Here is a 1,553-nt window from a genome sequence, read left to right on the forward strand (position 1 = left end):
TTCCTCCTTAGAGAGTTTCGGGGTTTTCTTTCGGCCGAATAAATTCATTTCTTGTGTATTCCTTTCTGTCATAATCTGTCTGATAAGAGCGTTCCTGCTTGGTTAACATGAAACGAACATTATCTTTAATTTTCTCATCGAAATAACACCCGAAAATAACAAAAGGCGCTAATAACAAAATATCAACGCCATAAAGAATAGTATCAGGTGCCTTCAGCCAATAGAGGATGGTTGTGACAACTACTGTCAATGCGATACCAAATAGTAGCACTAACTGTCTCAGTGTCATATACCCTAAAACTGGCCTTTCGTAGCTATCTAAAGCCTTTAAAAATTCACTGCCTAAACGTGTCATTCTGTTCCTTTCTTTCCATTATCTGGGCCGTAAAAGGTATCTACAATTCCTGCAGAGCGTAAAGCAGATTCCAATGCCGATCTCGCTAGCTCAGAAGCTGCAATACCTCTTACCTTCAATTCCCATAACTCTTCCTCTTTTTCCTTAATTAAATTATCCATCCAAGCATTGTCTTGCACAAGCTCATCTCGCCGTTGCTTGAGTTTTTCTAAATTCATACTTTATCCTTTCCATCAAAAAAACAGCTCTTCTTTAGAACTGTTTCATTACCTACTATTTTTATTTATTGAGAAGTCTTTGCCAGAACGATCGTTTTTGTAAATACTCTATCTTCTCTTCTGCTACATTTTTCAGTCTACGTAAACGTTGTGATTCATTGGTTAGACGTTGATTTTTAGAGATAATTTCTCCTTTTTCCTGCTTCAATCTTTGTTTATCTGATTCTAGTTTTTGATTATCCTTTTCTAACTTCTTGTAATACTCCTCCTCTTCGTGATAGTTTCTCAAGATTGTTTCGGCTTGCTTAATTTCTTTTCTCAGCTGGTTGACTTTCTCAGTTTTTTGATTGAAGTTCTCTTCCAACTTCTTAATTTTTGCCTGCAATTCCTGACACTGTTCCTCATAAGTTTTCAAAGTTTGGTACTTCCTTTCATTATCATCTAAAAAGACAAAGGCTTCTATGTGGTATTTATCAAAATTCCCATACAGTTTATAGTTTGTTTCCTGATAAACTTTCCTCACTCTAGCAGCAATACTTTTAACCTGTTCAGGTGATGTAAATTCTTTAGGTACATATATCTTAGTAGACTCAGGGAAATTGGCTTCGACTTCAAACAAGGGAATGCCTTCTTTAGCTAATTTTATCCGTTTAACAGGTTCTGGTCTACTCGTTTTATAAAATTCAATACCTAGTTGACCATTTAAACGGTAGTATTCAGAATAAGGATAAGTCTCATCAATATCAATCAAGAGCTTTAGAATAACAAAGTCTTCATCTTCAAATACGATCCGTTTCATCAGAGAAATAGCTTTGGGAAAAATATAAGCCGTATGATTGTCATATTTAATCTGAAATTTCTCAATAGTCTTAAAAGCCTCGATAAAAGCATTCAGCTCAGAGGAATATTCAAAGCTACTTTCTAGCCCCTTTAACGGGCTCTCTTCACCTGGATAGTAACTAAAGTATGGTTGACCTACA

Annotated in this window: 3 protein-coding genes; all 3 read right to left on the reverse strand. The window is 35.5% G+C overall.

Annotation, left to right across the window (positions count from 1 at the left end; translation table 11 throughout):
* Positions 1-7: 7 nt before the first annotated feature.
* Positions 8-355 (reverse strand): PrgI family mobile element protein, encoded by a 348-nt coding sequence (locus CBI42_RS10740; protein WP_000197459.1) that lies wholly within the window; start codon positions 353-355, stop codon positions 8-10.
* A complete protein-coding gene (locus tag CBI42_RS10745; protein WP_094753965.1) occupies positions 352-573 on the reverse strand; it encodes a hypothetical protein in 222 nt (73 codons plus the stop codon). The genes CBI42_RS10740 and CBI42_RS10745 overlap by 4 nt, the downstream gene beginning before the upstream one ends.
* Positions 574-634: 61 nt before the next feature.
* Positions 635-1,553: hypothetical protein (locus tag CBI42_RS10750; RefSeq protein WP_094753966.1), on the reverse strand; the 919-nt coding region annotated here is incomplete at its 5' end.

The sequence above is a fragment of the Streptococcus sp. KR genome (assembly GCF_002238115.1).
Lineage (GTDB): Bacteria > Bacillota > Bacilli > Lactobacillales > Streptococcaceae > Streptococcus.

Excerpts from the sequence above, each read along its gene's own strand:
- CBI42_RS10740 (WP_000197459.1), bottom strand. The coding sequence starts at position 355 with ATGACACGTTTAGGCAGTGAATTTTTAAAGGCTTTAGATAGCTACGAA.
- CBI42_RS10745 (WP_094753965.1), bottom strand. The coding sequence starts at position 573 with ATGAATTTAGAAAAACTCAAGCAACGGCGAGATGAGCTTGTGCAAGAC.